Source organism: Prolixibacter sp. SD074 (assembly GCF_009617895.1).
Taxonomy (GTDB): domain Bacteria; phylum Bacteroidota; class Bacteroidia; order Bacteroidales; family Prolixibacteraceae; genus Prolixibacter.
Genome location: NZ_BLAW01000001.1, coordinates 1845214 through 1870229, shown reverse-complemented (window position 1 = coordinate 1870229; position 25016 = coordinate 1845214). Strand labels below are relative to the sequence as shown.

The 25016-nt window shown below is 39.6% G+C and carries 19 protein-coding genes; 6 read left to right on the top strand and 13 right to left on the bottom strand.

Going from position 1 to position 25016, the window contains the following annotated elements; all coding sequences use genetic code 11:
* Positions 1–23 precede the first annotated feature (23 nt).
* The 4 genes from GJU82_RS08235 to GJU82_RS08220 all read left to right on the top strand — a co-directional run bounded on the left by GJU82_RS08235 (position 24) and on the right by GJU82_RS08220 (position 4601).
* Entirely contained in the window at positions 24–899 is an 876-nt protein-coding gene (locus tag GJU82_RS08235) for a site-specific integrase (RefSeq protein WP_228488755.1), read from the top strand.
* Complete coding sequence (locus tag GJU82_RS08230; RefSeq protein WP_153630599.1) at positions 884–2092, top strand: IS91 family transposase; 1209 nt, start codon at positions 884–886, stop codon at positions 2090–2092. The genes GJU82_RS08235 and GJU82_RS08230 overlap by 16 nt, the downstream gene beginning before the upstream one ends.
* Positions 2093–2532: 440 nt before the next feature.
* Positions 2533–3408: a site-specific integrase gene (locus GJU82_RS08225; RefSeq protein ID WP_228488754.1), complete on the top strand. Its 876-nt coding sequence runs from the start codon at positions 2533–2535 to the stop codon at positions 3406–3408.
* Entirely contained in the window at positions 3393–4601 is a 1209-nt protein-coding gene (locus GJU82_RS08220) for an IS91 family transposase (RefSeq protein ID WP_153630598.1), read from the top strand. Before GJU82_RS08225 ends, GJU82_RS08220 begins: the two co-directional genes overlap by 16 nt.
* A gap of 376 nt (positions 4602–4977) precedes the next feature.
* On the opposite strand, the gene GJU82_RS08215 is transcribed toward GJU82_RS08220, so the two are convergent.
* From GJU82_RS08215 to GJU82_RS08185, 7 genes are all read right to left on the bottom strand, one after another.
* Positions 4978–8217, bottom strand: coding sequence for a hypothetical protein (locus tag GJU82_RS08215; protein ID WP_153631708.1), 3240 nt, complete (start codon positions 8215–8217; stop codon positions 4978–4980).
* Positions 8218–8333: 116 nt separating this feature from the next.
* Positions 8334–9017, bottom strand: coding sequence for an abortive infection system antitoxin AbiGi family protein (locus tag GJU82_RS08210; RefSeq protein ID WP_153631707.1), 684 nt, complete (start codon positions 9015–9017; stop codon positions 8334–8336).
* A 346-nt stretch (positions 9018–9363) separates the two neighbouring features.
* Positions 9364–10677: a type II toxin-antitoxin system HipA family toxin gene (locus tag GJU82_RS08205; protein ID WP_153631706.1), complete on the bottom strand. Its 1314-nt coding sequence runs from the start codon at positions 10675–10677 to the stop codon at positions 9364–9366.
* Positions 10674–10997, bottom strand: a complete 324-nt coding sequence (locus GJU82_RS08200; RefSeq protein ID WP_153631705.1) for a helix-turn-helix domain-containing protein — start codon at positions 10995–10997, stop codon at positions 10674–10676. Before GJU82_RS08200 ends, GJU82_RS08205 begins: the two co-directional genes overlap by 4 nt.
* Before the next feature lie 203 nt (positions 10998–11200).
* Positions 11201–11554: a type II toxin-antitoxin system HigA family antitoxin gene (locus GJU82_RS08195; RefSeq protein ID WP_153631704.1), complete on the bottom strand. Its 354-nt coding sequence runs from the start codon at positions 11552–11554 to the stop codon at positions 11201–11203.
* Positions 11555–12500: 946 nt separating this feature from the next.
* Positions 12501–12770, bottom strand: coding sequence for a hypothetical protein (locus GJU82_RS17945; RefSeq protein ID WP_373921457.1), 270 nt, complete (start codon positions 12768–12770; stop codon positions 12501–12503).
* A gap of 112 nt (positions 12771–12882) precedes the next feature.
* On the bottom strand, positions 12883–16494 hold the full coding sequence (locus GJU82_RS08185; RefSeq protein ID WP_153631702.1) for a BamA/TamA family outer membrane protein: 3612 nt from the start codon (positions 16492–16494) through the stop codon (positions 12883–12885).
* 54 nt (positions 16495–16548) lie between these two features.
* Here GJU82_RS08185 and GJU82_RS08180 point away from each other — a divergent pair, with 54 nt between their 5' ends.
* Entirely contained in the window at positions 16549–17703 is a 1155-nt protein-coding gene (locus GJU82_RS08180) for a Pycsar system effector family protein (protein ID WP_153631701.1), read from the top strand.
* A 29-nt stretch (positions 17704–17732) separates the two neighbouring features.
* Here GJU82_RS08180 and GJU82_RS17175 read toward each other — a convergent pair whose 3' ends face one another.
* From GJU82_RS17175 to GJU82_RS08165, 3 genes are all read right to left on the bottom strand, one after another.
* Positions 17733–18275, bottom strand: coding sequence for an adenylate/guanylate cyclase domain-containing protein (locus GJU82_RS17175; protein ID WP_194831006.1), 543 nt, complete (start codon positions 18273–18275; stop codon positions 17733–17735).
* Between the two features lie 660 nt (positions 18276–18935).
* Entirely contained in the window at positions 18936–19391 is a 456-nt protein-coding gene (locus GJU82_RS08170; RefSeq protein ID WP_153631699.1) for a DUF2141 domain-containing protein, read from the bottom strand.
* Positions 19392–19405: 14 nt separating this feature from the next.
* Positions 19406–19990 (bottom strand): TetR/AcrR family transcriptional regulator, encoded by a 585-nt coding sequence (locus GJU82_RS08165; protein ID WP_153631698.1) that lies wholly within the window; start codon positions 19988–19990, stop codon positions 19406–19408.
* Between the two features lie 471 nt (positions 19991–20461).
* Between GJU82_RS08165 and GJU82_RS08160 the strand changes: the two genes are divergently transcribed.
* Positions 20462–22156 (top strand): nucleoside-triphosphatase, encoded by a 1695-nt coding sequence (locus GJU82_RS08160; protein WP_153631697.1) that lies wholly within the window; start codon positions 20462–20464, stop codon positions 22154–22156.
* 47 nt (positions 22157–22203) lie between these two features.
* Here GJU82_RS08160 and narI read toward each other — a convergent pair whose 3' ends face one another.
* From narI to narH, 3 genes are read right to left on the bottom strand one after another with little or no spacing between them, the layout of a single operon-like run.
* Positions 22204–22881: a respiratory nitrate reductase subunit gamma gene (gene narI / locus GJU82_RS08155; protein ID WP_153631696.1), complete on the bottom strand. Its 678-nt coding sequence runs from the start codon at positions 22879–22881 to the stop codon at positions 22204–22206.
* 12 nt (positions 22882–22893) lie between these two features.
* The gene (gene narJ, locus GJU82_RS08150) at positions 22894–23523 is read right to left on the bottom strand and encodes a nitrate reductase molybdenum cofactor assembly chaperone (protein WP_153631695.1); all 630 of its coding nucleotides are present in this window, start codon (positions 23521–23523) and stop codon (positions 22894–22896) included.
* Positions 23524–23525: 2 nt separating this feature from the next.
* A complete protein-coding gene (gene narH, locus GJU82_RS08145) occupies positions 23526–25004 on the bottom strand; it encodes a nitrate reductase subunit beta (RefSeq protein WP_153631694.1) in 1479 nt (492 codons plus the stop codon).
* Positions 25005–25016: the final 12 nt, after the last annotated feature.

The window sequence follows — 25016 nt, the reverse complement described above, 5'->3', positions numbered from 1 at the left end:
TTTGAGGCATTTAATCATTTAAAATTAATTATTATGACAAATTTAAAAAAAGATTTGAACAGGAAGCGGTTTTACGGAATCTAAGTGAAAGGACCCGTAAAAGTTACTGGTGGCACATTGCCGATTACAGTAACTTTTGCAAAAAAGACCCGGAACACACGGGAGTAGAAGAACTCAGGGCCTATTTTCAAAGTATGCTCACCGATGGGAACCACAAACCGGGCAGTGTAAAAATGGGCTACTACGCCCTTCGGTTCCTCTTTACAAATATTTACCATAAGGAGTGGGCAAAAGAATACCTTCCAACGCCAAAGGTTGCCAAAACACTCCCGCTGGTTTTATCAAAAGACGAAGTGAGCGATGTACTCGGGGCTATTGACAACTTCAAGCACCGCGCTATCATCATGCTCATTTATTCCACCGGGGCCAGGGTATCAGAGAGTGTAAACATCAAACTTACCGACATTGACAGCCGACGGATGCAGGTAAACATCCAGGAAGGCAAAGGGCTGAAACAACGTAAAGTGCCGCTATCGCCGGTTTTACTTTCTGTTTTAAGGGATTATTACAAAAAGTACAAGCCGCAGCATTACCTTTTTGAAGGCGCGGGAGGAAAAGGTACCCACCTGGGCATTACAGCAGTACGGACTATTTGTATTAATGCACGGCACCGCACGCCACAGGTTAAAAAGCCTTACACGCCACACACTTTCCGGCATTGTTTTGCCACGCACCACCTCGAACAGGGCACCAACATTCTGGCCATACAGCGCCTGATGGGGCATTCCGATTTAAGCAACACGCTCAAATACCTCCACGTGCAGCAACTCAACACAAGCCAGGTGGTAAACCCGCTGGACACGCTGGAAGGACTGGAGGGGCTATGCAGGAACAAATAACTGTAGGAAGTTTACTGCGTGAATACGGGGGAAACTACATCAGCCAAAACAAGGTAACAAAAGGGCAGCAGAGCTTAATCCACCTGCTGTCGGCGTGCCGCACCGGGGGCCTTGGAAGCCATTTCGAGAAATGCGACCATTGCAGCTATACAGAGAAATCTTATAACTCCTGCCGCAACCGCCACTGCCCTGTGTGCCAGCAAAAAGAAAAACTGGAATGGCTGGACAAACGGATGAAAGAACTTCTCCCGGTGGGGTATTATCATTTGGTGTTCACCCTTCCGCATGAGTTAAACCCGCTATGCCTGCAAAATAAGAAGGCGATGTATGGTTTATTATTTAAAGCCGTTTCACAAACTATGCTTGAACTTACGCGCGATGTAAAGCACCTGGGTGCTGATATTGGCCTGGTTACCGTACTCCATACCTGGGGGCAGAACATGAAGGAACACCCACACCTGCATTGCATCATGCCCGCAGGGGGCCTGGGCTTCGACCGCGAACACTGGGTGCATGTACCGGCCAAAAACAACTTTTTCATCGCAGGCAAGATATTGGCAAAAAAGTTCAGGGGAAAGTTTCTGTATTTGCTAAAACAAGCCAAAGAAAAAGGGGAACTCGATTTTCACGGCAAACTGGCAGGCATAAAAGGGCCTGTGCAGTTTAACCGCTTCCTCACGCCTTTATACAAAAAGGACTGGGTGGTGAATGTGCAGGCACCCATGGGCAATCCTGAAAAAATACTGGAATACCTTTCGCGTTACGTGTTTCGTATTGCCATTACCGACCGGCGGATTTTGGAAGTGAAGAATGGCAAAGTGCGATTTTCGTGGAAAGATTACCGTACAGGCAGGTTCAGGGAAATGAAACTGGATGTGGATGAGTTTATCCGCCGGTTTTTGTTGCACATTTTGCCAAAGGGCTTTTTTAAAGTGCGGTACTATGGAATTTTATCGAGCCGTTACCGTAAACAAAACATCCTGGCGGCAAAACAACTGCTGGCACAAGAGGTCGAAAACCGGAAAGAAGAGGCACTGGAAGATGGCGGCCAGGTTTGGGAAAAACAGGATACGGTGTGGACTGAAATCCTGGAATGTATCCAAAACTTCCGGCAGCCTAACTGCCCGGTATGTAAAAAAGGGAGGTTGCGTTTTGCCGGTTTGGTGAAAGATGTTCCGTGGGAACCCGGATAGTGCCTACCCTGCAAATCGTTCTTTGAAAAATTGCACAACCGGTTTACCGGCTAAAACTTTTGGTTTTTGGCTGAACGGGAAAAGTATGTCCGGTGTGGAAACGAAAAACGTGCCCAATATCCGGGTCCCGGCCCCAAAACAGGTAAAATAGCAAAACCGGCGGCAGAAAAACAACGGAAAGGATGCAGAAAAACCATTCAATCCCCATAGTGTATAGCTTTGAACAGCAACGGTTAAGCCCAACACGAATTAAAACACAATTGGGCGTGCATTTTGAGCGCTGTTACCCTAAAAAAAGGCAGTAAGTATGCAAACCTACTGCCTTTTTTCAGGGCCCAACTGTGCCTTAATTCCTAAAATGTTGAACTTAACCTCACTGGCGTTCGGTGGTTTTACAGGCCACCGAAAACCAGTATCTTTGAGGCATTTAATCATTTAAAATTAATTATTATGACAAATTTAAAAAAAGCTTTGAACAGGAAGCGGTTTTACGCAATTTAAGTGAAAGGACCCGTAAAAGTTACTGGTGGCACATTGCCGATTACAGTAACTTTTGCAAAAAAGACCCGGAACACACGGGAGTAGAAGAACTCAGGGCCTATTTTCAAAGTATGCTCACCGATGGGAACCACAAACCGGGCAGTGTAAAAATGGGCTACTACGCCCTTCGGTTCCTCTTTACAAATATTTACCATAAGGAGTGGGCAAAAGAATACCTTCCAACGCCAAAGGTTGCCAAAACACTCCCGCTGGTTTTATCAAAAGACGAAGTGAGCGATGTACTTGGGGCTATTGACAACTTCAAGCACCGCGCTATCATCATGCTCATTTATTCCACCGGGGCCAGGGTATCAGAGAGTGTAAACATCAAACTTACCGACATTGACAGCCGGCGGATGCAGGTAAACATCCAGGAAGGCAAAGGGCTGAAACAACGTAAAGTGCCGCTATCGCCGGTTTTACTTTCTGTTTTAAGGGATTATTACAAAAAGTACAAGCCGCAGCATTACCTTTTTGAAGGCGCGGGAGGAAAAGGTACCCACCTGGGCATTACAGCAGTACGGACTATTTGTATTAATGCACGGCACCGCACGCCACAGGTTAAAAAGCCTTACACGCCACACACTTTCCGGCATTGTTTTGCCACGCACCACCTCGAACAGGGCACCAACATCCTGGCCATACAGCGCCTGATGGGGCATTCCGATTTAAGCAACACGCTCAAATACCTCCACGTGCAGCAACTCAACACAAGCCAGGTGGTAAACCCGCTGGACACGCTGGAAGGACTGGAGGGGCTATGCAGGAACAAATAACTGTAGGAAGTTTACTGCGTGAATACGGGGGAAACTACATCAGCCAAAACAAGGTAACAAAAGGGCAGCAGAGCTTAATCCACCTGCTGTCGGCGTGCCGCACCGGGGGCCTTGGAAGCCATTTCGAGAAATGCGACCATTGCAGCTATACAGAGAAATCTTATAACTCCTGCCGCAACCGCCACTGCCCTGTGTGCCAGCAAAAAGAAAAACTGGAATGGCTGGACAAACGGATGAAAGAACTTCTCCCGGTGGGGTATTACCATTTGGTGTTCACCCTGCCGCATGAGTTAAACCCGCTTTGCCTGCAAAATAAGAAGGCGATGTATGGTTTATTATTTAAAGCTGTTTCACAAACCCTGCTCGAACTTACCCGTGACGTAAAGCACCTGGGCGCTGATATTGGCCTGGTTACCGTACTCCATACCTGGGGGCAGAACATGAAGGAACACCCACACCTGCATTGTATTATGCCGGCGGGCGGCCTCAGCTTCGACCGCGAACACTGGGTGCATGTACCGGCCAAAAACAACTTTTTCATCGCAGGCAAGATATTGGCAAAAAAGTTCAGGGGAAAGTTTCTGTATTTGCTAAAACAAGCCAAAGAAAAAGGGGAACTCGATTTTCACGGCAAACTGGCAGGCATAAAAGGGCCTGTGCAGTTTAACCGCTTCCTCACGCCTTTATACAAAAAGGACTGGGTGGTGAATGTGCAGGCACCCATGGGCAATCCTGAAAAAATACTGGAATACCTTTCGCGTTACGTGTTTCGTATTGCCATTACCGACCGGCGTATTATTGAAGTGAAAGACGGGAAAGTGCGTTTTTCGTGGAAAGATTACCGTACAGGCAGGTTCAGGGAAATGAAACTGGATGTGGATGAGTTTATCCGCCGGTTTTTGTTGCACATTTTGCCAAAGGGCTTTTTTAAAGTGCGGTACTATGGAATTTTATCGAGCCGTTACCGTAAACAAAACATCCTGGCGGCAAAACAACTGCTGGCACAAGAGGTCGAAAACCGGAAAGAAGAGGCACTGGAAGATGGCGGCCAGGTTTGGGAAAGACAGGATACGGTGTGGACTGAAATCCTGGAATGTATCCAAAACTTCCGGCAGCCCAACTGCCCGGTATGTAAAAAAGGAAGGCTGCGTTTTGCCGGTTTGGTGAAAGATGTTCCGTGGGAACCCGGATAGTGATACTCTGCAAATCGTTCTTTGAAAAATTGCACAACCGGTTTACCGGCTAAAAATTCCCTGTTTTTGGCTGAACGGGAAAAGTATGTCCGGTGTGGAAACGAAAAACGTGCCCAATATCCGGGTCCCGGCCCCAAAACAGGTAAAATAGCAAAACCGGCGGCAGAAAAACAACGGAAAGGATGCAGAAAAACCATTCAATCCCCATAGTGTATAGCTTTGAACAGCAACGGTTAAGCCCAACACGAATTAAAACACAATTGGGCGTGCATTTTGAGCGCAGTTACCCAAAAAAAAGGCAGTAAGTATGCAAACCTACTGCCTTTTTTCAGGGCCCAACTGTGCCTTAATTCCTAAAATGTTACCATTTCGTGCTTTATTTATTTTTTCTCTTTTTTAAAATCTCTAACACAGGAGCATCATTCACTCCGCTAGGTATAATTGGATTATCGTCATTTAGTATGGCTACACCTGCTGGGTCATTTAATCCAAGTTCCCATGCATTTTTGATATCTATTTTTAATTTGACAATTCCCTTGTCAAAGAAAGGTTCAATATCTCTGCCGTCTGGGGTCATCTGGGCAGGGCAAAACAGAATCTTTTGTCCACTTTTAATTATTTGCTCAATTCTGTGCATGTTTTCCGGATTATTGGGTGTCATTAAATGAAAACGTGCTGTAACATTAAAAAACCTTTCTTTAGAATCTGAAGCAAGAGCTACCATATTTGCTGTAATATGGACTTTATACCAATAAGGATTTTCTTTATTTACTCCTTTGATAATAGTTACTTTAATAATATCCTTAGTGTCTTCTTTTCCAAATCGAGTTATCCAATTTTCGAATATAGATTTAGCAGGATTGCCATTTACAAATGATAGGAAAATTCCATAGCCAATACCAGGTGCATAAAATGGACCAAATCCGTTCCATTTTGCTTCGTCCCATAATTTATCTTGGATTATCGAAATAACCTTATTTTCGTCATGCCTAGTTGGATTATATCCCTGAAAACCTTCTTTAGGAACTTTTTTTTGTTTTTCTTTCTTTTTCTCTTTTATTTCAAAGTTTATAAGTTTGCCCTCTTTTTTCTTATAATCTTTTGCTCCTTTTGTCCATGCCTCGAAGAATAATTTTGGATTATCCCCTAAAATATTTGTTGTAAAATTTCTATGCTCATAAACAAAAGCTAATCTTTCGTTGAGTTCTTCGTTTTTATATAAATTTTCTAAATAACCTTTAATGTCATCAGTCATAAAATTATTTGCCAAAATCCTACTAGTTAATTCAACCATCTTTAATTGGACGTCATTGAAAGATTCTTTAGGAAAACTGAATTTGTCGATTTCAAAATCGAATTTGGAACCTGATTCATCAATTGTGAATTTGAATAATTTCAATTCCTTCTTTCTTCTCAATCGTATTTCAATCTCTTCTGTTTTAGCCGCTAATTTTGTTAAGGAAGTAGATAAATAGTTTTCGAAAAAAGCGGCAAGTGTTTCAGCGGCTAACAACAATTCTATGTCATTTTGCATTACATATTTAAATGTACAACCAAGAATTTTTGATTTAATTACCACCTCCTTTTCAGACAAAAAATCAGTGTCATAAATTAATTGATTACGTAAGGGTTGATTAGCTGTTAATTCGAAATAGCTTTGTAATTCTGATTCTGAGTTAATATTTAAGTTTTTGTATTCTTCAATAATTAAATCAGAGTGACCCAACCTAAAAAGTACAATATTTTGAGAGAGCCATAATGCCATTCTTTCTAATATGTCCGGCAATAATGAGAGACTATTATGCAAATCATTTGTATTTGCCAATCTTACAGACAAATAAGCATCAAGCATTTCTAAAATCGGAATTTCGTCTTTAGATTCATCAACATCTATTTGTCCTTTTATTACTTGTAATAATTCGTACCAAGTTAAAAAAGCAGGGATTCTCCCCAGTAATAGTTCGTTGGTTGCGAGTTGTTTGGTACATTCAAAAGTACGCTTATCTAATTTACTTTGCTGATACCATAACTTAAAAGCAATGAAGTTTGCTGATATAAAACAATTGTTTGATGCCCAATACAATCCTAATTCCCAAAATGCATGACCTAAACTGCGAAGAGCAAATCCTAACTCGTATTGAGTTTCATCTTTAGCTAGTTTAATTACAGCTTTTCCATAAAAAACTATACTCTCTTTGTAAAGTTTTTTAGTATGTTTTTGTACACCTCTTTGTAAGAATACTCTACCCGCTGCTAATTCAGAAGAACGTTTTTCTGAAATAGATGCAATCAAATCGATTAGTTTATCATATTCAACACTAGTGGGAAATAAGTCACCCATCTCTTCAAACATTTGATGGTAACTTTCAAAAGGGAACTCTATCATTCCGTCTGTTTTTTCCAAACTAGAATGAAGTTTAAGAATTATTGGGGCTGGATTTTCTCTTTTTGCAGGAGTATCCATTAATTGTTGAAAATAAAAATCAATTTCGGCTTTTAATGAAGTATATGGTCTAGTTTCATCTTTAGAGACTTCTTCTAAAAGAGAATAAATCGCTTTTTTTTCATTTTCTAAATTAATATTGAAATCCTCAAGATTGCAATTGAATGCACAAATCCCTCTTAAGGAATTAAATAAGTTTACATATAATTCTAGTTCATCAGCGGTTGAACTAGGTGAAATATATTGCTTAATTTGTTTGTATTCTTCTATAAATGCAGAATAGTCGTTATAATAATATAAATATGTCCATGCCTTTTGGTAATGTATTCTAATCCAAAGCCTATTAAAGTTTAGTTTTTTACAAAACCGAACAACCCTATCAAACTTTCCTTCTACTTCTTCTCTTGGTTTTTCCAGCTTTCTTGCTAAAATGGCTGCTTCTAGTGCGTCTTCAACTTTTTGAAAATCGTACTCAGAATAACGATTAGGATTTTGAATTTTCTCTTCTAGTTCTTCAAGTAATTTATTCCTTTCAACATCATTTGCCCCATGTAAAACTTTTGTGTATTTATATACACTTGATAGACTTAATGAATCTACCGTTATATCAATAAAATTATTTTTAAATACTTCTTCCAATAACCAAGTTCCATCTAAAATAACAACGTCAATCCCGTATTTTTCAATAAACTTATCTTGAGCATCTTTTCGTTTTTTACTTGAAATAGTCTGGTTAGATATAAAATAGATTCGTGTGTATTCTCTTTTAGTAGAAAGAATATTCTTGATGTCGCTTTCAGCTTTAGTTTTCCATTCTTTTTTCGCACTTATGGCAAAGGCCCATTTTTCATCTTTGTTCCAACCATTTTCAGGTATAAACCATCTATCAGATATTTCCTCTGAAACGGGATAGGTCTCTGCGTCAGTTTTTCCATCACCACCTCCAGTTGGTCCAGTTTGTGGTATCAAATTAGGTGCAATAACTTTTTCTACGAGTCGTCTACAAAAACCTTCAAATAAATCTTGCTTTTGATTAGTTGAAATCTTTTCAAGTTCTAATGCAAGAACCTCCTTTGTCAATACAACGTCAGAACTCACTTTCGAATCCGAAAAGTATTCTGGTCGTCTCATTCGATAATATTCGGAAGGTGTTTTTATTTCAAGATTTTTCATCTTACATGTGTAATTAGGTTTCTTCTCTTTTCAGCAGGAAAGTGGGCGTAAGGTCTGACTTGTCCGACCGCTAAAACCCCGGCCTGCCATATACTATTTGTTGTGTGTTCGCCTTTTTACTTTGTCTGCCAATTGCTTAATTTTACTTTTTGTTTATCAATCTGAAGCAATTTTATTATCTCACTCAACTGCTCATTCGATTCTACAAAAATCCATTCAATGTCTTTAATCCTGAATTTCAACGAATATGGCTCAAGTTTTTTGTTGTAATAATCCTGCTTGACTATATATTTACTTCTGTCTTGAGATATTAACCCTCCACCGATTTGCTTTTTGGTTGGAACATATCGCCACTCATTTTCCTTCCTAAAATCAAAATTTGGGCGATTAAAGTAACTGTTAAACCCTTTTGCATTTTTTGTAAAACATTTGATTGTCATTATTGATAATCTAACATGAGGTGCAAGTTGAGTTTTTGCATTTTTTCGTCTGGCTTTTAATAAGTCAGCAAGTGAGTTTGCTAAAATTGAGTTTTTATCAATGTAAAGCACAGGGTGAATTCTATGTTTTTCTACCCAAGATTGAGATAAGGCAATGCCAAATCTACCATAAGTTATTTTCTCATCGTTAATAGTTGAAATTTCATATTCGCTGAATGATATCATTGGATGAGCTGCGCTTGAAATTTTTTTATCTCCTAAATAAAACTCCTCTTTACAATAGTTAAGTTTAAGTGATTGACTGACTATTATACTTTTTAATTTCTCAAAGTCTGATGTAAAGTGAATAATCTGTTTCATTCCAAGTCTATATTTAGGCTGCTTAATTCAAGTTGACAAACAACTAGAGTGTATCAATATTATTGTTATTTCTCCAATGTCAGTTAAGGGCTGCTGTTATACACCCATATAGGGATGTATTGGGTAATTATTATGTTCCATCAAGAAATATTCTTTGTTGATTTGGTTTCATTGTCTGCTTTTATACAATTTATTCACCGGTTTGTCTCCATTGAAAGTAACGTTTTTTATTGTCAAACAAAAACTGGGGCATGGAAGTACATCTGCAACTATTGCGGTGAAGGGTGAATCTAAACAGACCTGTTCGGCTGCCCCCTCTTTCTCCAGGAGTTTACCGGATTTATTACTATGACAAGGAGACTAAATTTTTGTTTCCTGTGTTGTGCCCTTTTACAAAAAGCCTGTGCGTACTTTTAATTTGGTCAATCTGTTGGGGGAGGACATTAGCCTGTTTCGCAAATACTTCCCATTTACTTACAGCGTCAATAACCTGTTGAATTATTGCTTTTCTCGAACTAATGTTATTTTCCTCTCCAATTTTGAGCAGGTCATTGATTTCGAAATTATCCCTTTTCCCATTTATCGACAGCTGGTGTTGGCTGGTCCATATCCCCGCAGGGTTGTAACTATAGGACACATCATAAGCCGGGGAAAGGGCCCAATGACCGTTTTTGTGCATCAAAAAGGAGATATTTTTTGCGTGGTCGTCCTGGTTCCGGGCCACTACATTGAACACCATTCTCCGGAATTGCTCAACAAAATCGTTATGTAGTAACCGCATTTTTCTAAGGACAGTGAAAACCTGTTCATATGAATAAGAGCCTGGGAGTCTGTAATCAAAACCAGCCAGGCCACTTAAGGTTTGCATATGCACTTTTTCACCATCGGTGCGGTCAAAACGCCTGGTAATGAAATGAGCGCGGTTGCCTTCCGTTAACAGCTTCGACTCAGACATGTTTATACCAGCATCATTGGCCATTTTGTAGTAAGCATATTCGATACGTCCGTATCCTTCCGGGTCCCCATGTATATCATTTGTTACCCCGTCAAGTTTGATAAGCCAATCGGAATGGTCCGGCCCGTGTAGGATGTCCCCTGGTTTATATTCCTGGTTAATTTCATCGAGGGCCAGTATGGCTTTTGCCCTGGCTCCACCTGCAGAGGTTCCGGTTCTCAAGATTTTATCAAGTAAACTGTCTTCACGGTCCGAATAACTTTGCTGACCTTCTGAGGTGAACACTTTGCGGGTAATTTCAACAAGTTCAGAAATATCAATGTTGGTTGGTTTAAAATCCGCCCCAGCCAAAACAGGTTCATATTCGAGCGCTCCCATACCTCTTTTCCCGACGTAGCCGAGTCTTTCAAGCGGGGCGAGTTTTTCTATAGTCTTTCCCTGTTTGACCAGCCAGGCTTTCAGAATGTAATTTCCGAAGTCATCAGGTAAGGAGTCTGCAATCATAGGAGGGAGGCCCTTAAAGGTATCAAAAGGAAGAGTACGGAACTCATAACTTTCTCCTTCTATGAGAGGCATTAAAAGAGGTGCAAGCTCCGGACCGTTTTTAACAAAATTGGGGCTGTATTCAAAAACAGCAACTCTGCGCTTGTCATTCCAGGTTAACGCACCAACTAACTGGTCCCATATACGAACTTTAATATTCATCGTTTATTCTTTTTTGAAGCACGTCTACATTTTTTTTCCTCGATTTTCATTAGCTGAATAGGACTTATTCCGGGAGGTTCGAGAATTTTATCCAGGTATTCAAGTTTATTAAGGGCTCTCAAAATTCTCAAAAAGGTAATCATCGTGAAAGCTTTCCCGTTTTCTATCCTGGAGATTTCATCAGGTCCTTTTCCGACCATATCTCCAAGTTCCTGTTGTGTAATATTCTGGTTCAGGCGGAAACCTTTCAGCCGTTTTCCTATCTCAGCAATAATCTGCTTTTCGGACAATTCATACCAAGGGTGGAAATTGACACGCATAATTAAGGAATTAAATATGTGTAAATATACAAATTAAAACCAGTTAAGACCATTATATTGTATATATACACAATTACTGTGGACAGGCGCTCAGCTACAGCTGAGACATGGTAGAACTTTTGTCCTCACTTTCCCAGGCGAAAAAATAACCATCCAATCGGCCGGGTATATGAAAACGTGTATTAAGATGATCGAGAGATCAATTATTGAAGAATGATATCAGCATCGATATCAAGTTTTTTGTGAATCTTTTTTGCAACATCTAAAGTAATATCACTGCATCCATTCAGATATTGTGAAATTAGTGTGGCTGATACTTCAAGTAAATTTGCCAGGTCCTTCTGTTTTAGATTCATTTCGAACATGCGGAGTTTAATAACATCAACTAAAGAAGGTAACTCGATGGGGTAGTATTCTTTTTCGTATGCTTCAACAATGTCAGTATGAAATTCCAGCTGTACCTTTTCATCATCTGACAGAGAGTCAAGACTTCTCCCGACCAGCAATTGATCTACTACACGCAGTGATTTTTCGTACTTTTCTTTTGAGACAATCATAATCGAGTTTTAACAAATTTAATATAAAGCAATTTAATTTTAAAAATGTCGACAAAACAAATGCCTGAAAATCTTCAGCAGCTGACACCTGGTTCAACTTTTATCGACAAAAAGAGACCTACAGGAAATCGGAACCGGCGCCTGTAGAAAATCAAGATAAAATGTTGATTAAAAAACTACAGTTGTTTTAAGAATATAGTTATTTGCCGCGTAATCGAATCAGACCGTTTTATTAGTGTTTCAGAGCGAAAAATAGGACGCAATGAAGGTGAAAATAGTACACTTTAAATGTCAAGTAGTATAAGTTAGTATAGATTAAATGCCAAATAATATAAAATAGGACACGATGAAGACGAAAATAGGAAACTTTGAAGGTGTAAAATAGGACACATTGAAGGCGTGAAATGTAAAAACTTTGACAGCACTCCAATAGAACCGGGCATTACAGAATACATTTCATATAGAATTAAAAAAAATAGGACATATTGAAGGCGAAAATAGGACACTTTGAAGATGTAAAAACCTTATTGCAAAGTTATTCAATGTGTTACAGTATTTAAAAGAAATAATCAGGTGAATAAATAATTAGTATATTTGAATATGCTAACAAGAAGAAAATCAACTATATAAGTACTATGTCTCTGGTGGTTTTCAAATTATCTATCAATTACATGAACCAAGCGTAGACCTTCAAAGTGTCCTATTTAATTTCACTTCCTGACCTCAGTGGTGATTCGGTTGACAAATTCCATGTCAGTGAGTCCTTTAAACATTCCATTCAATTCCTTTTCTGTTGACACAAGTCTTTCCAGGCCATAGATCCGAAAAACACCATAAAGAATATTTTTGGTTTCATCTGTGAGCTTGTATTTCTTAGTCATTTCGGCAAGAAATACTTGCGCCTCAGAATGGTCAAAATCAGAAAGTTGTTGTGGTTCCCGGTCGTTCAGGGTATAGAATAGAACACGAAAGTGATTTTAACTGGCTTAATACCCCTTCCCTCGGGCTTTGCTTCGTTAAAACCTCTTTCTGTTCCGTTGGAATAATGAATTTTCCAGTTAAAAGACTTTTCGCTTAACTTATTCAATTCATCCCGGACCGGGTGAAGTATGCGTTTTTCAATCTTGGAAATATTGTAGTCCTTGGGAATTTCAAAATCTTCAATGAATTTGTCAAAAGACAAGGACGTGACTTTTTTGTCGAACCAGTGAGACACGAAAGAGTAAAACTGCGGAGAGAAAACGTTTGTGAAAACGAATACTGTTTCCGCCAGGTATTGATTCACATAAAGAAGAAAAGAATAATATAGTTACAAACAAAGTAGCCAATCAGAATTTAAAGTTGAAAGAAAATTGTAACATTTGGTCCTCCTTGCTCAAGTTATAGGTAGTTGTAAGAATTGTCTTTTCAAATGGCGATAACCAAAAGCCACCCCCATATCCCTTATGCCAACGGTCTGAATCTTCATTTTCGAGCCATACTCGTCCCGTATCGTAAAAAGCCAGGATCCCAAGTTCACCGTTTAAAAGATATGAGGCGAAATTAAATAACTTGAATCTGAACTCTGAATTCTGATAAATTGCCTGGTCCCCGTAGAAACGATCAGCCAAATACCCTCTCAGGTTAGTTTTTCCACCCAGTTTTGCAGCCTCTAAGAAAGTATAATCTCCAAATATCTTCGTTCCCCCCAACCGCAAAGCCAATACACTTCTAGGATCTTTTGTAAAACTAATATATGTGCGTAGGTCTGCAACAAGACGAAAGAAGTGAGTTGAGCTGTTATCTAGCTGAAAGAATTGATACCCTTCTCCTCTAAAAGCATATCCTCTTTTGGGGGTTATTTCATTGTCGAGATTGGAATATGTATACCTGCCAAAAAAACCCACAAAATTTTGTTTCTCCAAATCCTCAGGAGTTAAGCCATTATGGGCTAAATCAGAAATAAAATGACCAGGACTTTCTTCGACTTGCGAACGCCTTAAGAATCCTCCAATTCGCAGTTCACTTTCGTTAATTTTTCCGTTTGGAGATTTTCGAATTGCCGTTCTGCCCCATCTCTTCCCTGCAGCGTAACTCATCATTATTTGATTGACACGGAGACGGTAATAACGGTCATCAAACAAGTTATTACTTGTGCTCTCATTACCCATTCCGAAATAATTCATTGCATAATTGGGAGCCTTTAACTCAAAATCGACATGATGATCTATACCGATATTTGTGCTTTTTGAGTCGAAATTATACCTAAAGTTAAAAGCACCTGTTTTTATGGCATAATTTGCCATCAAGGTATGCACGTCAGAACGACGAAATCTATAAACATTGAAAATAGGTCCACCACCGATGAAAAGGCCATCATCCTGATTATATCCTCCAAATATTCCAGGACTTACTACATTGTAATGGAAAGCCATACGATCGTACTGGTTTATATCTTTGTTGTGCGACAAATGTTCTTTGGTATCTTTGTTTAAAAGCAATTTGGTATCATCTTTCAAATCATAGACGATAGTCTGCTTTCCCTGTGATTCTACCAGCGATTTATTTGTGATAGTATCCAGACCGGCTCCCCCGATGATTCGAATTTTAATGCCGTCCGAAACATCACCGATTAGATGAAAATAATCACCACCACCTAAGCCATACAGTCTTACTTCTTCAGTTTCATTGGTGAGAAAGACTCGGTGATAATAAGCTTGTTCCTGTTGCCCATCTTTTGGAAATCTATATACAGAAACTTCTGTCTGCAAATCATTTTTACGTTTTACCTCAAATAAATCCCTCAGATCGGTTCCGACCACATCAACATTTTTGGCGAGAATGAGGTAATGTTGACGAGCCATACTTAAGAGATTATCCCTTCTTTTTTCCAAAATCTCAATTGTTTCCTTAGCGCACAGAGGCTGTACCTCTCTTGGGAATGCATTTACCGCATTTTTTATTTGTTCATTAGTTAATCGGGCTTGAAGGGAATCAATGGTTAATTCCCATGTTCTCCAGTTTGGTTCCGAGAGAAAAGTTCGGTCAAAATATCGAGCATTAGATACCAACCCTTCCATGTTTGGTGTTCGTGGTGAAAAACCTTGTATTTTAGGCATTAACCATTTTCGGGCGGCAATCCAGGGAAGAATGCCTTCGTTTACGTAGAAAGCTTGGTCACGGTCTCTTGGAATCGGCCGATAAACTGTGCTTCCGTTTTCTTTAAAGGCAGCCCAACGCCATTGATCGTCATGACGATCCCAGTCATTAATGAAGGTGTCGAAAAGACGAGCTGTAAGCACTGCCTGCTGATCTATTTGACAATTTGATTTTTCTTTTATTTTATCAAGTAGATCGACGGTTCCTATGATTTCGTGTGATGAACCGAAAATTTCAGTATCAGACCAGTCTCCAGAAGGATGTTCCTCGTACAGAAATAGCTGATTGGCTACGTCTTCTTTATATTCATTCAAACGGTTGTCCTCTGGAACATAAACAATTTTTGGATTGGTATGCAAAATTCCTGCAACTTCTGATAACTTCGAAACGACTAAAGCAGCATAAGGATTCGATGCAGAAATATTATCCTGAACTACGTCAATTGCAAGTGTATTGTGAACCTCGTCAGGCAAAGCACCCTCAACGTATTTTTCCAAAGAGCGCAGAGAATATTGATGGTCAAGAGAATCTGCTAAACGGATAGAGTGAGTTTGCTGTCCTCCGCCACGTCTTAGGATTTTCAGTCCGCCATGTTCTTTCTGAATATCAAAGACTGGCACCTGAACAGGTTTGGCCCAAAGTTCTCGGTAGTTCTTTCCCATCCACTTCCACGTTCCGGAAGAAACAATATACTGTTCGCTTGCTGATTGGATAGCACTGTCAGGCAGTGACGTTCCCGGAAATCTTAAAGACGGCGGTGTGCCAGTAACCTTATAAGTATATAAGATAGTACTAAATAAATGCTTATTCGGACTGTCAAGAGGAAAGAACAGCAACTCTACGCGTCCATCCTGATGAAAATCAAGTCTGGTGTAACCGGCTTTTCTACTTCCGCATTCCAGGCTCTTTTCCTTGATATATTTTCCTCCGACTAAAGACCCTCCGATGATATAGTGCACATTTCTTCTTTTTATATATTGAAAATTTCTTTCATGAGAGGAAGCATAAATTACATTCGGGAATTCGTCAAAAATTGACTCAAGTTTCTTGCGGAAAGCCTTATAGTCAGGATGAGATAGATCCACCCGGGTGCCAAGTAGTTTTCGGTAGAGAGTAATAGGAAAGGCAAATATTCTTTTTGCAAGTGGAAAATATCCACCGTATTCGCCAAACGATATAATGGGATGATAACCGGCTACCACTACTTGTTTACCCTGGTTTCGGCGGAGGGCATCTCGCAAATTGGACCAGGCATTTGGTGTATCATCGAGGTCACATTTCCCCATGCGGGTGTCAAATGGATGTAGCCACCATTGCGTATCCAGCAACAAAATAGTCAGTGAATCGTTTATGTGTACCTCCACCGGTCCCGGACAGCCCCAGTCAGGCATATGGATCTCTTTATTATTTAGATACTCACGATACGTCTTATACTCCCATTTTACCATTTTTTTACCTGTTGGAGTACCATACGACCAATCGGCCCAACCAGGCACTAAGCAGATTGGTCCTACAAATTTGTTTAACGTATCCAGCTGTGAACCAATTGTTTTATTTTTACTATTTTCAGTCAACAGATCAGAGAGATTAGGAAACTGATTATTCCCTAATAAGAGAATACCTTTCTGGTTTTTGTTATAATTCAAAACTGATTCAGGCAGCCTTTTGTATTCCGGTACTGTTGCATTAAACTTCCCGGTATTACCGATCATGAACAAGCTAAAACTTATCGCATCGTTGGTTTGTGAATAGCAGGAGAAGACAAATAGAAAGTGTATGAAAATAAGAAGTAATTTTTTCATATTTTAATGAATTAAAAGTCAATTTACTATTTTCAATTAAGAAAAGCCTTCTATATGGATATTACAGAAAAAGCAAAGTCGTTTGTTATTGATTTTTTTGGGAGAGAAGTTAATCCCAAATTGTCCTTTCACAATCTCACACACACAATTGACGTAGTAAGGCAGTCGGAACTTATTGGCGAAGAAGAGCAATTAAGCAATGCTGAAATGAAGGCTGTATTGATAGCCGCATGGTTTCACGATGTGGGTTATATGACTCAACCCGATAATCACGAAGAAGCAAGCATTACTATCGTTTGTTCTTTTTTTGAAGATAATCCAGTCAATGTAGAAATACAGAATCTGACCCAAAGATGCATCGCGGCAACTAAAAGAGACGCAATGCCTGAAAGTTTGCCAGAAAAAGTCATTCGAGACGCTGATTCATCCCATATAGGCTCGGAACATTTTCTTTCTCTGTCAAAAAAGCTCCGAAAGGAACTTATCTCCTGTAACAATGTTGATATTTCAGCACTTGAATATTGGATGAAAACTCTTGATTTCCTGGAAAATCATCAATTTTATACGCGTTATGCAAAACGACAGTTTCAATCGATGAAAGAGATCAATATTGCGAAGGTACGAGAGCTGACTTCCAAACTTCGTCAGAAAGAGGTGAAAGAGGATACAATAAAAGAAAGAACGACCACGAAAGGTATTGAAACCATGTTCAGGATAACCGCCAATAACCAGATGCGTTTGACTGCAATTGCTGACAAAAAGGCCAATATCTTAATATCAATCAATTCCATATTGGTATCTGTCTCTGCCTTAGTTGCTTCCAAGCAGTCTTTCCTAGGTGGAGTATTAACCTTTCCTGTAATTATTCTTTTTATTTTCAGTTTACTATCAATGATTTTTGCCATCCTTTCATGCCGACCGAAACTAAGCTCGCCGAAGTACAACGAAACGAGCTTGAAGCAGAGGGAAGTAAATCTGCTTTTCTTCGGTAACTTTTCACAGCTCACTTTTGCCAGTTACGATAAGTCCGTGAAAGAGATGATGCATGATTATGACTACCTCTACTCTTCGATGATTAAAGATCAGTATTATCTTGGAAAATCTTTGTTTCGCAAGTACAAATTACTGCGCATCGCCTACAATGTTTTTATGTATGGTTTTATACTTGCGGCCATAACCTTTCTCATAGTTAATTTAACATTCAAATAAGATATTTCGATACACCTTCTATCTATCATTTATTTAGGTTCAATGGCATAAATCTCCACCGGGTTCTTTTTACCTATGAGCCTGTCGTTGGCAACCCATTCTATTCTATAATCCGATGCATCTGTTTTAAATGCCTCAACAAACGAACGAGTGACCAAAAGCTTTCTGTTGTAATTTTTACACTGCTTCTGAATTCTGGCTGCCGTATTCAAAATATCACCATGAAATGCAATTTCGCTCTTAATGGTTCCCACTTCTGCTACCATTATTTTACCGGAATTAATTGAAGCGCTAAATTGGGGAATGATTCCAAAATCCTGTGAAAAAAGAGCAGAGAGTTTGAGTAATTCAAATATAAACTCGTAATAAAAATCTACTGCATTCCGATAGTTCTTTAATTTATTTGCCGACCAACTCAACACCACTTCATCACCTACTATCTGGTACTGCATTGCTTGATATTTTATTTCTAACATACCCAGTAGACTAAAACATTTCTGCAAGAACGCACTATATTTACGGTGGCCGAGCATTTCGGCATATTTTGTAGATGAGATTAAATCAATAAACATAATAATTCGACTTTCCTCTCTTGGAGTCCGGTAGTACCCAGAAACGATTCGGAGAAATACCTTGTATCCCACATTTTGTCGGATAGTCTTTAACGTATTGATCATTGTTGAGATGAAGATACCGGTCGAGAATAGATAGATGGTTCCATTATTAAAAAAGTACGATTTAAATAAGTAAATATGGTCTACCGTATTGTTAGAAAGATTTATCTGATAATGAAAAACCGATATAGTAAGAAATATGAGTAACATTAATACAACTACTGAAACAATCCTTATAAGGAACAGTACCCCGAGGCTCAATTTAGAAAAGTATCTGTAAAACAGAACATCTTCGATTAACCATGTTCCAAAGGCTATAATCGACGCCATCCCTAACATCACAAGACTACTCTGATACATCAGTTGAAAGATTTTTGCCCCCTTGTTCAGAATACCTGGCGCCGCTAAAAAAGTCAAAAAAATAAATATACAGAAGAATAAGTTCCAAGCGACTAGATTCACTAATAGTTTGTTCAATAACCAAAACAGGTAAGGTCTTAGAAATCGTTTTTGGATATTGATTTCCTTCTGATTATTTTTCTTACTTATCATCGTGCTTAAAAGAAACTACAATAAATATTACTTTCAAAGTATATTCTATACAACTATAGTTCCAGCTTACTTCATATATATCATTTTTATATGAATGCAGGTATCTTTACTTATTCGGAAGGAAGCTCTGCTGAATTGCGGTCTATTCGTTAAACCTATTGATTGGTAATTTGAGAATCCGATTCCTTCTTTAGGCAACAGAAAACCTTTATTAAAACTCTGATCGTCATTTTCATCATGAACGACAGTTACCGCATAAACCCCTGGAGGAATATTGCTAAAAAAAGCGATGGCACTATCTTTCTTAATAACACCTGTTTCTTTTTTGAAACTATTTCTTAACTCTTTATCCGGGAATGAAGCTCCCTTCTTATATAGTAAGAAAATTACATCACCCTTATCGTTCCGTAAATTACTGACTTCTACTTTTAGTGAACTGTATGTTACTACTGGTACAGAGAACTCTGATAAACCAGTAAAAAAGAGAGTCAGAATAAAATAAGCGCTAATCATTCGTATCATCTCGTCAATGTATTTTATTGCTTAGTTGGATTTTCACCTTGTACTTTGTCTTCTTTCTCGTCATCTATTCGCATAGATTCCTTGGTCATTTTATTCATAAGTCTTTGTTCGTTCATTTGCAAACGAAAACCGCCCAAAATTATATTTACTAAGGATCGGTTCTTTCGTCTTGACTTGAATATGCTTCTTCTTTTCCCCTTTTCAATAATCTCTTGCAAATAATCTCTTGCAGACTTCTTAATGCGATGTAAAACATCTCGCGCACTAAAATTATCTTCTAATAATTCATCGGAAAAAATTATTGTTAAGTAGTATGGTTTCCGACTGAATAATTTGTTCAACTCCTTAAACAAATATTCAAGTTCAGCGTCCGGCGCATCATTTTGAAGTTTACTTCGAATGATTAATTGGTTTATATCAGATTCCAGTTTTAGGAATAATGAAAACAGAATATCATCATCATTCTTGAATAGTGAAGAAAGGGAGTCTTTCCCTACATTCAGTTTTCGAGCTAAGTTGTCGACCGACAAAGAATATATACCAGATTCATAGATGATTCTTCCCGCTGTATCAATAATATTGTTATTGTCGATTTCCATTTCCAGCGAATTTTGATTTTACAATTTAATATTACCAAAGATTTACTCAGATCCACTTATATAGTGCTATTTGCCATCATTACACCTAAGTATGTTCTGCTCGAACAAAGTTAGTGAATATTAACTAACAGGCAAAAGAATTGAAATTCAAAAAATCTTCATTCGCGAAATATTATTCCCAAAATAGTTTCTTGTAAAAAACTTAAGTGAATACGCCATGGCCATTGCAGAAGTTAAGTCTGATAGATGAGAAATATTTAAGAACGCTAAGGAAATTTTAGTTTTTAGTGAATCTAATATTATCTACCAAATAGTATATTCGGATTCCAGTTGCAAGATTGAAACTGTTAGAAAATTATGTTGTGAAGAATAAGGTATTGGTAAGTGATTTTTTATCTTAACGCCAACTATTCTCTGATGATTCTCTTCTATTTATATACCTGATGGCAAAACATTTAAACACATAAGAACTTGAGAAACCACGATAAATGGATAAAGGCCTCAGTGATTGGGACCATTTGGGCTTCGTTCGAGATTGTATTTGGTAGTTTTCTGCATAACCTGCGAATTCCTTTTAGTGGAACGCTACTTACCGGAATTGGATTGATTGTATTGATTTCGGTGAGCTATCTATGGAATGAAAAGGGTTTGTTTTGGCGGGCCGGTTTGATAACGGCCATTTTGAAGACTTTATCACCAAGTGCTGTTATTTTTGGGCCGATGATCGCCATTTTTGCCGAATCAGTACTACTTGAGTTTTCCACGTTGCTTTTGGGACGCACCATAGCCGGATATTTGGCCGGTGCGGTACTGGCTGTTTTATGGAATCTGATTCAGCGCATCATCAACCTCATCATCTTTTATGGTTTTCATATCGTTGAGCTTTACACTCATCTCGTCCAGATGGCTGAAAAAGAAATGCAGATCCATTTCCAAACGATTTGGATGCCTGTGTTAATTTTCTCTGGTGTATATATTCTTCTCGGAATATTTTATGGTTTTTTGGGAATAAAAATTGGACGGAAGCTACGGAATGAACAAGACTTGTACCGACCCGGAAGAAGCTCTTCTACGTTATCTTCCGGGCAAAACCAGCAACGAGGCAACTTTGATTATTCGCTCATCTGGCTGTTTGTAGATCTTATTCTCCTGGTTGGTTCCTTTCTTCTGCTCAGTTTTTCCCCTTGGCAAATATGGAGTATCGCAATTATTCTCATTGGAACGATCTGGTCCATTCGATATAAAAGGGCCTTCAGACAGATAGCCAGCCCCAAATTCTGGGTATATTTTGTTTTGATCACCATGCTTGTTGCATTAGTTTTTAACGGTGATTCCAGCATAGGTGAGAGACTGCTTATCGGCTTACAAATGAATTTCAGAGCGGTGGTCATCATCATGGGATTTTCGGTACTGGGAACGGAATTATATCATCCTAAAATTCGGGCGTTTTTCAAAAGAAGGTCTTTTGAGAAACTGTCGATGGCCCTGGAGCTTTCCTTTGAAAGTTTGCCTTCGGCGGTGGCTAATTTGCCCAATGTTCAGTCTTTCTTTCGTAAACCGATGACTTTTTTCGTTCAACTCCTTTCCGGGATTGAAGGCCGTTTAGCCGAAATGAAGAAGCAAAAGCTTGTTCATCCCCAAATATTCATTTTAAGTGGAGAACGGGGACAAGGAAAAACCGGATATGCCCGTGAAATCATTAACCTGCTTCGGCAGAAAGGAGTTTCTGTCAATGGTATCTATTCTGATAGAGTATTGAATGATGATGAAACGATTGGCTATGATATCGTAGACATCAAAAGCGGAGAACGTGAAATTTTTCTTCGATTAACCGGAGAACCTCAATTTGAACAAATTGGCCGGTATTACATTCATCCGAATGGACTACGTATGGGAACAAACAGTTTGCTAACAGACGGTTCTGAATGCGACCTTGTTGTTATTGATGAAGTTGGTCAATTGGAGCTGAAAGACAGCGGGTGGTCTGATAGCCTAAATCAATTGGTTCAAAAGAATCAGTGTCATCTTTTATTGACGACAAGAACGCGATATGCGGACGAATTTATCAGCAGGTTAAACGGAGCGGATATATCTGTTTATGACCTTTCGGCATACAGACCGGAAGCCATCGGGCATTCGATTTTAAGTCATATTCGTAACGAGTGAATCCACCGGAAGTTGTTTGTTTAACAACAGTTCTATTTACCCGTTTCTCATCTTCTTCGCACCAACTGGTATCCTGAACGAAAGAAGTAGGCTACAGGTAAAACCATTATGTGCATTAATTTAGTGTAAGGAAATATGATGAAGATGAATAGCCCGACTACAATGTGTAGTTTGTAAATTAAGCTATGGCCGGCAATGACCGCGCCGGCATCAGGCTGAAAGGTGATAATTTTTTGTGCCCATTCGCCCAGCGCCGCATAATTTTCCACCGAAGAGGTGGCAGTAGTAGCCATGGAAGCCAGGCCTAATCCCACTTCTACCAACAGCAGAAAAATAATAAAATAGTCTTGCGGGTTGCTGTTTAGCCGAATTCGTTCATTCCGAAACCGTCTGATGATTAGGATGATGATTCCAATGAAAGTAAGGGTTCCAAAAACAGCCCCTAGAGATACGGCCAAGACTCGCTTGGTAGCGGTCGTCATGACCAGATGGTACAACTTTTCGGGGGTGAAGAGGCCTGTAAAATGACCGATGAACACCAGGACAATGCCATAATGAAAAAGGTTGCTGCCCCATTTTAATCCATCTCCGGCCAGGAATTGGCTTGACTTAGCCTGAATAGTCCGGGATGTTTTCACAATGCGTGTGATGAGACCAAACCAGAAGACGGCCATTGCAATATGTGGCAGGTAAGTAAATAGAAAGTTATTGATGTAATTTTCCATGATCCAAATGTTTTAATGACAGGTTGAGCAACCATTATCTCCGCCAAAACGGATGGGGTCTTCACTGTATTCTTTATCCAAATCCATCGGCTTTTCCGCCTCTGTGAGGGAACTGATCTTGTCCATTTCCGGTTGTTTGGCGGAGAGTGAAATAATAGCGCTGAAAATATATTGATAAGTATTCTCCTTTTCCTGCAGTTTTTGGTAAACCTTGCCGATGATGGTGATCGGTTCAGAGAGAATTTCAGCGGCCACCTGTGTTGAAGAGGAAAGCGAAATGAATTCCAGGAATGCGGGCAGGTAATCGGGCAATTCGTTTGTTTTCCATTCCAGGCCTGCCTCCTCGTAAAAACGTATCAAATCCACCATCGCCTGTCCACGGTCTCTCGAGTCACCATGGACATGTTCAAAAAGATGCAGGGAAACCGACCGGGAATAATCGAAAAGCTGAACATAGTGTGCCTGCCATTTCGTTAATTCCTCGTTCGAAAAGACATCGATAAAATTCTGTATGCCTTTCATCTGTTCATCCCTCAATAATTCCTCCTGTCTGAGGAGCATCAGGCAATCCGGCAGGAAATTCTTCAACTCCTTTTGAGGATATGAGAGTAGCAGAGATAGTATTTTATAAGTTTTTATCATGGCTATATTCCTCCGAATAAGTTGGTTCGCGGACGGTTTGAATTATTTGCATCAAATCCTTTTTCGGCTTTCTCCCGGTAGGCATCTTCATTTGGTTTAACCATACGGGTTGGAAGAACATAACGGTCTTTATAGTCCGCTAGTGCCAGATAACGGTACATTTCACTGACTTGTGTTTCAGAGAGGCCAGCTACCGGCAGAATATCTGGGTTGGGAGAATCTTCCAATGATTTGGCCCGCATCCATGCTCTCATGGCCAACATCTTCTTCAGTACGGTGGTAACCGGTTTTTCTTTACCGCCTGTAAAAAGATTGGCCAGGTATTTAACCGGAATACGGAGGGACTCAACATCGGGTAAAATTCCGTTAATCCCCAGTTCTCCGCTGTCAACGGCTGTTTGAACGGGTGACAAAGGAGGTATATACCAGACCATGGGTAAGGTGCGGAATTCAGGGTGTAGAGGTAGCGCTATTTTCCAATCCATCACCATTTTATACACGGGCGATGCAGCAGCTGCTTTTAGATAGTTTTCTGTCATCCCCTGTTTCCTGGCCTCTTTGATAACTTCGGGGTCGTGTGGGTCAAGAAAGATTTTTAACTGGGCTTCATATAAATCTTCTGCATCAGGGGTGGAAGCCAGCGCTTTGATTTGGTCCTGATCGTAAAGCATAACGCCCAGATACCTTATTCTCCCGACACAGGATTCGGAACAGATTGTTGGTTCGCCATTTTCTATTTTTGGAAAGCAGAGTGTGCATTTTTCCGATTTCTTACTCTGCCAGTTGAAATAGACTTTCTTATATGGACAGGCACTGACACATTCGCGCCAACCACGACAGGCATCCTGGTCGATCAGAACTATCCCGTCCTCTTCCCGTTTGTATATAGCCCCTGATGGACAGGCAGCTACGCAGGTAGGATTCAGGCAGTGCTCACAAAGACGAGGAAGATAGAGCATGAATGCATTTTCAAATTCCCTGAGAATTTCTTTTTGTACCTGTTCGAAATTCCGGTCCTGGCTGCGTTTGGCAAAAGTTCCACCCAGGTTATCCTCCCAATTGGGGCCCTTCTCAATCTTATCCATCAACTTACCGGTTATCATCGAATATGGCCGAGCCGACGGAGGTGTTTTGAATTTGGCCTGTTTGTGCAGGACGGAGTAGTTAAACGTAAAAGGTTCGTAATAATCGTCAATTTGCGGCAGATGAGGATTAGCAAATATTCCTTTCATAATCCCTGCTTTGGTACCCATCCGGGGACGCAGCGCACCTTTATCCAGCTTCCATCCACCCTGGTAGTGATCCTGATTTTCCCAATCGGTCGGGTAGCCTGTTCCAGGTTTGGTTTCCACATTATTGAACCAGGCATATTCCATTCCCTGGCGAGTGGTCCATATGTTTTTGCAAGTAACGGAGCACGTGTGGCAACCGATACATTTGTCCAGGTTTAACACCATTCCTATCTGAGCACGAATTCTCATAATCAGTAATTT

Bases quoted from the DNA above. Each gene is read 5' to 3' on its own strand.
- GJU82_RS08230 (WP_153630599.1), top strand. From the start codon at position 884: ATGCAGGAACAAATAACTGTAGGAAGTTTACTGCGTGAATACGGGGGA.
- GJU82_RS08220 (WP_153630598.1), top strand. From the start codon at position 3,393: ATGCAGGAACAAATAACTGTAGGAAGTTTACTGCGTGAATACGGGGGA.
- GJU82_RS08215 (WP_153631708.1), bottom strand. From the start codon at position 8,217: ATGAAAAATCTTGAAATAAAAACACCTTCCGAATATTATCGAATGAGA.
- GJU82_RS08210 (WP_153631707.1), bottom strand. From the start codon at position 9,017: ATGAAACAGATTATTCACTTTACATCAGACTTTGAGAAATTAAAAAGT.
- GJU82_RS08205 (WP_153631706.1), bottom strand. From the start codon at position 10,677: ATGAATATTAAAGTTCGTATATGGGACCAGTTAGTTGGTGCGTTAACC.
- GJU82_RS08200 (WP_153631705.1), bottom strand. From the start codon at position 10,997: ATGCGTGTCAATTTCCACCCTTGGTATGAATTGTCCGAAAAGCAGATT.
- GJU82_RS08195 (WP_153631704.1), bottom strand. From the start codon at position 11,554: ATGATTGTCTCAAAAGAAAAGTACGAAAAATCACTGCGTGTAGTAGAT.
- GJU82_RS08185 (WP_153631702.1), bottom strand. From the start codon at position 16,494: ATGAAAAAATTACTTCTTATTTTCATACACTTTCTATTTGTCTTCTCC.
- GJU82_RS08180 (WP_153631701.1), top strand. From the start codon at position 16,549: ATGGATATTACAGAAAAAGCAAAGTCGTTTGTTATTGATTTTTTTGGG.
- GJU82_RS17175 (WP_194831006.1), bottom strand. From the start codon at position 18,275: ATGTTTATTGATTTAATCTCATCTACAAAATATGCCGAAATGCTCGGC.
- GJU82_RS08170 (WP_153631699.1), bottom strand. From the start codon at position 19,391: ATGATACGAATGATTAGCGCTTATTTTATTCTGACTCTCTTTTTTACT.
- GJU82_RS08165 (WP_153631698.1), bottom strand. From the start codon at position 19,990: ATGGAAATCGACAATAACAATATTATTGATACAGCGGGAAGAATCATC.
- narI (WP_153631696.1), bottom strand. From the start codon at position 22,881: ATGGAAAATTACATCAATAACTTTCTATTTACTTACCTGCCACATATT.
- narJ (WP_153631695.1), bottom strand. From the start codon at position 23,523: ATGATAAAAACTTATAAAATACTATCTCTGCTACTCTCATATCCTCAA.
- narH (WP_153631694.1), bottom strand. From the start codon at position 25,004: ATGAGAATTCGTGCTCAGATAGGAATGGTGTTAAACCTGGACAAATGT.